Origin of the sequence: Sphaerisporangium sp. NPDC088356, from assembly GCF_040685555.1 — a bacterium.
In the GTDB taxonomy this organism is placed as follows: domain Bacteria; phylum Actinomycetota; class Actinomycetes; order Streptosporangiales; family Streptosporangiaceae; genus Sphaerisporangium.
The window spans coordinates 1-6,236 of record NZ_JBFBIK010000206.1; the positions used below are offsets into that span (position 1 = coordinate 1).

The following is a 6,236-nucleotide window of genomic DNA, read 5'->3' on the forward strand; positions in this document are numbered from 1 at the left end:
GCTAAACACGCTCGGGGGGCCGGGACGCCGGGCGGGGGGTGACCGCGCCGTACGGGCCCTCCGGGGGGCCGCGCACGCCGGGCGGCTGGCGCCCCAGCGACCGGCTCTGGTCGCCCAGGTCCTTGACCGTGATCCTCAGCTCGTGGCTCGCCGGGACGGCGGACAGGGAGTAGGGGTTGGCGGCCCACCACAGGTCGCGGGTGAGGAACCTCCACCGGAAGAAGTGGCCCGCCTCGGCCCTCAGCTCGCCCAGGTGGCGGCCGCTCACGTAGACCGAGACGACGCCGGGCGCCTCCGGCACGACGTGCGTGACGCGCAGCCGGTGCCTGAACGCCTGCGCCACGGGCGTGATGAACCGGTACCACAGCACCAGCGCCCCCACCGCGCCGTACAGCCCGTACCAGGCGAGCTGGGCGAGGCGGTCGCCGATGAACTGCTCGCCGTTGCTCAGCTGGTGGCCGAAGGCGAGAGCCGCCGCCAGGTAGGTGTAGAAGTGCAGATAGAACCAGGTCTCGTAGCGGACGCGCGCTCGTACGGCCCTGGCGGAGACGGCGCCGACGCCGACCAGCAGCAGCACCGCCACGGTGGCCTTCAGCATGTCGGGGTAGGACAGCACCAGGCTCGCGGTCTCGTGGACCACGCCGGTGTGCGCCGTGACGGCGTAGCCCCAGATGATCAGCAGCGTGTGCGCCACGGCCAGCCCCACGGTGTACCGGCCGCCCATCGCGTGCCAGCGGGCCAGCCGGTCGGCGCCGACCCCCCTCTCCAGCGCGGGCACCCGGGCCATGAGTGCGACCAGCACCACCATCGCGTACCCGGCCAGCAGCCCGGTGATCCGGCCCGCGCCGGTCAGCCAGCCGCCGAGCCCGATGACCGACGGGGTGTCCGACCACCACAGCCCCACCACGGCGACGGTGCCGGCGGCGATGAGCGCCTGGGTCACCGCCGGCGCGAGCCGGGTGCCTCCCCACGCCCGCGCCTGCGGGGTGGAGGCGTGCCGTCCGCCGGGGCCCGGCCGCCGGTTGGCATGCGTGGTGGTCACGTAAACCCCCTTCGTCGAGATATCGGCCACCGTGCCAGCGCAATCTCTGCTTTTCCTATGAAGAGCGGCGTTCAGAGGATTCTCAGAAGAATCGCATAGGGTGCGTTGCGGTCCAGGTAGGACCCTGTAAGCCTCATGGAGGACATCACGCCCGCTCCGGCCACCGGCCTGCTGCGCCCCGACGGGACGCCCGTCCGCGTGCTGGTCGTCGACGACGAACCCGACCTGTCCGAGGTCCTGAGCGCCGTGCTGCGCTACGAGGGCTGGGAGGTGCGGATGGCCGGCGACGGCGCGTCGGCGATCAGGCTGGCCCGCGAGTTCGCCCCCGACGCGGTCATCCTGGACATCATGCTCCCCGACCTCGGCGGCCTGGAGGTCCTGCGCCGGCTGCGCGCCGAGATCCCCCAGGTCTGCGTGCTCTTCCTGACGGCCAGGGACTCCGTGGAGGACCGCGTCGCCGGGATCACGGCGGGCGGCGACGACTACGTGACCAAGCCGTTCAGCCTGGAGGAGGTCCTCGCGCGGCTGCGCGGCCTGCTCCGGCGGGCCGGCATGACCCGCGCGGGCAACGGCGACAGGCTGGCCGTCGGCGACCTGGTCATGGACGAGGAGGCGCGCGAGGTGACCAGGGCCGGACAGTTGGTCGACCTGACCCCAACCGAGTTCGAGCTGCTGCGCTTCCTCATGCGCAACCCGCGCCGGGTGCTGAGCAAGGCCCAGATCCTCGACCGCGTATGGTCGTACGACTTCGGCGGGCAGGCGCACGTGGTCGAGCTGTACATCTCCTACCTGCGCAAGAAGATCGACGCCGGGCGGGCACCGCTGATCCACACCGTGCGCGGCGTCGGCTACGTGCTCAAACCGGCCGCGCCGTGAGGCTCCCGGGAGCGCGCCCGCTGCCGCCCGTGACGTTGCGCGTCCGCCTCATCGCCGGGCTGCTGGTCCTGCTGGCGTGCGCGTGCGCCGCGGTGGGGGTGGTGAGCGTCGTCGCCCTCGACCGGTCGCTGCTGGAGGGCCTGGACCACCAGCTCTTCACGTCGAGGGGCCGGTTCGCCTCCAGTCTGGAGCACTCCCAGGGCGACTCGCGCGGGCAGTCCGCCGGAACCTTCGGGGCCAGGCTGGTGGGCGGGGTGGTCACCCAGTGCGGGGTGGTCGCCCCGCAGCGGGACACCGACGACACCTCCTCGACCGGCCCCACGCTGACCCTCTCGGCCGCTGACACGGCGGCTCTGGCCGCGCTCCCGGCCGATGGCCGGGGGCGCACCGTCCGGCTGTCCTGGCTGGGCGACTACCGCCTGATGGCCGTGCCGGGTCTCGACGGCGACACGCTGGTCACCGGGCTGCCGCTGGTGGAGGCGGAGGGCACGGTACACCGGCTGGAGGCCGTCGAGGCCGGCGTCTTCGCCGTCGCCCTCGTGCTGACCGGGGTCGCCGGGGCCCTGTGGGTGGGGGTGTCGCTCCGGCCCCTGCGCAGGGTCGCCGCCACCGCGCGCGGGGTGACGGAGCTGCCGCTCGCCGACGGCGAGGTCGAGCTGCCCAGGGGCGTGCCGTACACCGATCCCCGTACCGAGGTGGGGCAGGTCGGCGCGTCGTTCAACCGGATGCTCGAACACGTCGGCGACGCCCTCGCCCGGCGGCACGCGAGCGAGCAGCGGCTGAGGAGGTTCGCCGCCGACGCCAGCCACGAGCTGCGCACGCCGCTGGCGGCGATCCGCGGCCACTCCGAGCTGGCCCGCCGCCATCCGGGCCCGGTGCCGCCCGAGGTGCGGCACGCGCTGGATCGGGTCCAGGCGGAGTCCGTGCGGATGGGCCACCTCGTCGACGACCTGCTCCTGCTGGCCCGCCTCGACGCGGGCCGCCCGCTCCGGCGCGAGGAGGTCGACCTTACCCGCCTGGTCCTGGACGCCGCGGGGGACGCCAGGGTCGCGGGACCCGATCACCGCTGGCGGCTCGAACTGCCCGAGGAGCCGGTCACGGTCGCCGGGGACGCCGACCGGCTCCACCAGGTGCTGACCAACCTGCTGGACAACGCGCGCACGCATACCCCCGCAGGCACCACCGTGATGGTGCGGGTGGGCCCGCCGGCGGACGCCGGGCCGTGGGTGGAGCTGTCGGTGGCCGACGACGGGCCGGGGATCCCCGAGGAGGTCCGTGGGGAGATCTTCGAGCGGTTCGTCCGCGCCGACCTCGGCCGGTCGCGCGCCTCCGGGGGCACAGGTCTCGGGCTGGCGATCGTGAGGGCCGTGGCCGGCGCGCACGGCGGCTCGGTCGAGGTCGGGAGCCGTCCGGGCCGTACGGTGTTCCGGATCCTGCTGCCCGTCTTCCACGGCGAAGAGCCCTCCCTGACGGACTCCTACCTGATCGGGTGATGTGGCGGACCGGGGGGTCGCCGAGCATGGTGACGACGCGGCCTGCGGGCACGGCGGCGGCGAGGGAGACCATGACCATGAACCAGCAGCGGCCTGAGCTTCCGCGTGACGACTGGCGCGAGTTCTTCGACGCGATGACCCGCGACTACGAGGGCGCCGAGGCGACCGTCGAGGTGGTGAGCAAGGACTTCGGCGACCTTTACGAGGCGGAGAGGATACCGCTGGCCTACCTGGAGTACGACCCCAAGGACGATCAGTTCTCGGTGGGCGTGGGGGGCCGCGACGGGCGTTACCCGGTGGTCCTGCGCCACGCCATCGACCATCCTCAGCGCATTCTGGCCGACACCGTGGCCCACGGCTCCATCCGGGCCTTCGACGTCTTCGACGCCGAGGGGAACCAGACCATCGTGACGCTCTACCTGCTCCCGGCCCCCGAGGAGAGCACCGCCTGACCCCGCGCGCGCCCGAACCCCGGCCTTCCCTGGGGGAGGGCCGTGCTGGCATGTCGCGGCGAGCGTTGAGAGGCTGGCCGCGTGACCGTGCACGAGGCCCACATCGGGCGCTACTACGAGGACTTCACCGTCGGCGACGTGTACCAGCACCCGCTCGGCCGGACGATCAACGAGGCCGACAACACGTGGTTCACGCTGCTGACGATGAACACCAACCAGAACCACTTCAACGCGCACTTCGCCGCCAGGGCCCCGGTGGGGAAGATCATCGTGAACTCCGGGCTGTCGGTGGCCATCGTGCTCGGCATCTCGGTCATGGACGTCAGCCAGAACGCGATGATGAACCTCGGGTGGGAGGAGATCAAGCTCACCCACCCGGTGTTCGTCGGCGACACCCTGTACGCGGAGTCGATCGTGCTGGACAAGCGCGAGTCCAGGTCACGGCCGTACGCCGGGATCGTCACCTGCCGCACGCGCGGCCTCAACCAGGACGGCGACGAGGTCATGTCGTGGCGCAGGTCCGTCATGGTCTACAAGCGGGACGCCCCGCACGACAAGGGTTACTTCCCCCGGGCGAAGACCGGCCCCCTCCAGAGCGAATAGATCGGACGCCCCCATGGATTTCGAGCTGAACGAGGACCAGGACCTGTTCCGGCGTACCCTCCGGGAGTTCGTCGAGAAGGAGATCGTGCCGGTCGCCTCCGAGTGGGAGCGCGAGGGGCGCTACCCCGAGGAGATCGTCGAGGGCTTCAGGCGGCTCGGCCTGTTCGGCATCTCGATCCCCGAGGAGTACGGCGGGCTCGACCTCGACCGGGTGTCGTTCGCCCTGGTCTTCGAGGAGATCGCCAGGGGCTGGATGGGCGTGGCGGGGGTGCTCGGCTCCCACTCCCTGGCCTCCTGGATGATCGCCAGGTACGGCACAGAGGAGCAGAAGGCCGCCTACCTGCCCGACCTCGCCAGCGGGGCCCGCCGTACGGGCATCGCCCTCACCGAGCCGGGGGCCGGCACCGACCTGCAGGGCATCCAGACCCGCGCCGAGCGGGACGGCGACGAGTACGTCATCCACGGCACCAAGACCTGGATCACCAACGCCAGGCACGCCGACCCGCTGCCGGTGCTGGTGAAGACCTCCGAGGCGTCCCCGCCGCACCGGGGCATGTCGGTGCTGCTGGTGGACGCCGACCGGGGGTTCACCGTCGGCCGCGACCTGCCGAAGCTCGGCTACAAGGGCACCGAGACCTGCGAGGTGGTCCTCGACGGCGTGCGGGTGCCCGCCGACAGCCTGCTCGGCGGGACCGAGGGGCGGGGCATGCAGCAGGTGCTCTCGGCACTGGAGCTCGGGCGGATCAACATCGCGGCCCGCGCGGTCGGCGTCTCCCAGTGCGCCTACGAGGCGGCGCTCGGCTACGCGAGGGAGCGGCAGGCCTTCGGACGGCCCATCGCGGACTTCCAGGCCATCCAGCTCAAGCTCGCCGACATGGCCACCGACATCCAGGCCGCCCGGCTGCTCACCTACTGGGCGGCCGACCGGTCCTCGGCCGGTGCGGTGAACACCGAGGCCGCGATGGCCAAGTACTTCGCCTCCGAGGTGGCGCTCCGGGTGACCATGGAGTCCATGCGCATCCACGGCGGCTACGGCTACTCCCAGGAGTACGTGGTCGAGCGCCTCTACCGCGACGCCCCGCTCATGGCCATCGGCGAGGGCACCAACGACGTACAGCGCATGGTCATCGCGCGCTCCCTCCTGTCCGGCGCCGCTAAGCTCGGCTGGTGACCGACGCGTGCCCGTTCTGCGGGATCTCCTCGGGCGCCGTGCCCGCCCACGTCGTGCTCGCCGACGACGTGGCCGTGGCGTTCCTCGACGCCCGGCCGGTGTTCAAGGGGCACGTGCTCGTCATCCCGAGGGAGCACGTCGAGACCCTCGCCGACCTGCCGGCCGAGGCGGTCGGGCCGTACTTCGCGCGCGTCCAGGCGGTCGCCCGCGCCGTGGAGGAGGGCCTCGGGGCAGCCGGCAGCTTCGTGGCGATGAACAACCGCGTCAGCCAGAGCGTGCCGCACCTGCACGCGCACGTCGTCCCCCGCAACCGCAAGGACGGCCTGCGCGGCTTCTTCTGGCCGAGAGTCAAATACGAAGACGACACCGAAGCCGCCACCTACGCCAAAAGAATCCGCGAGACCCTTGAAGCCACCCCATAGCGCCCCACGCGGCCCCCAGGCCCTCGCCTGAAAATGGGCCTCGCTCCGCTCGGACAGTCCTACTCCTCCGAGGCGGTCGTCAACCCACTCGGGCACCAGGCCAAAGGGTCATCGGTGGCATTAACGTCAAGCTAGGTGACCCATCAGGGTGGGGCGCCTGCCAGACGGGCCTGGCGC

7 protein-coding genes are annotated in these 6,236 nt (G+C 72.0%); 6 read left to right on the plus strand and 1 reads right to left on the minus strand.

Translation table 11 applies throughout. From position 1 onward, the window contains the following. Position 1: 1 nt before the first annotated feature. Positions 2-1,042 (minus strand): ferredoxin reductase family protein, encoded by a 1,041-nt coding sequence (locus AB0O34_RS35740; RefSeq protein WP_363923249.1) that lies wholly within the window; start codon positions 1,040-1,042, stop codon positions 2-4. Between the two features lie 135 nt (positions 1,043-1,177). On the opposite strand from AB0O34_RS35740, the gene AB0O34_RS35745 reads away from it, so the two are divergent. The 6 genes from AB0O34_RS35745 to AB0O34_RS35770 all read left to right on the plus strand — a co-directional run bounded on the left by AB0O34_RS35745 (position 1,178) and on the right by AB0O34_RS35770 (position 6,059). Further along, complete coding sequence (locus AB0O34_RS35745) at positions 1,178-1,918, plus strand: response regulator transcription factor (RefSeq protein WP_363923251.1); 741 nt, start codon at positions 1,178-1,180, stop codon at positions 1,916-1,918. 29 nt (positions 1,919-1,947) lie between these two features. After that, positions 1,948-3,411 carry a HAMP domain-containing sensor histidine kinase gene (locus tag AB0O34_RS35750; RefSeq protein ID WP_363923253.1) on the plus strand — a complete coding sequence of 488 codons (1,464 nt, stop codon included), beginning with the start codon at positions 1,948-1,950 and terminating at the stop codon, positions 3,409-3,411. Between the two features lie 26 nt (positions 3,412-3,437). Continuing rightward, entirely contained in the window at positions 3,438-3,863 is a 426-nt protein-coding gene (locus tag AB0O34_RS35755; protein ID WP_363923255.1) for a DUF5335 family protein, read from the plus strand. 81 nt (positions 3,864-3,944) lie between these two features. Continuing rightward, entirely contained in the window at positions 3,945-4,466 is a 522-nt protein-coding gene (locus tag AB0O34_RS35760) for a MaoC family dehydratase (protein ID WP_363923256.1), read from the plus strand. A 13-nt stretch (positions 4,467-4,479) separates the two neighbouring features. Then, on the plus strand, positions 4,480-5,637 hold the full coding sequence (locus AB0O34_RS35765) for an acyl-CoA dehydrogenase family protein (protein WP_363923258.1): 1,158 nt from the start codon (positions 4,480-4,482) through the stop codon (positions 5,635-5,637). Next, positions 5,634-6,059 (plus strand): HIT family protein, encoded by a 426-nt coding sequence (locus tag AB0O34_RS35770; protein WP_363923260.1) that lies wholly within the window; start codon positions 5,634-5,636, stop codon positions 6,057-6,059. The genes AB0O34_RS35765 and AB0O34_RS35770 overlap by 4 nt, the downstream gene beginning before the upstream one ends. The last annotated feature ends 177 nt before the right edge of the window (positions 6,060-6,236 follow it).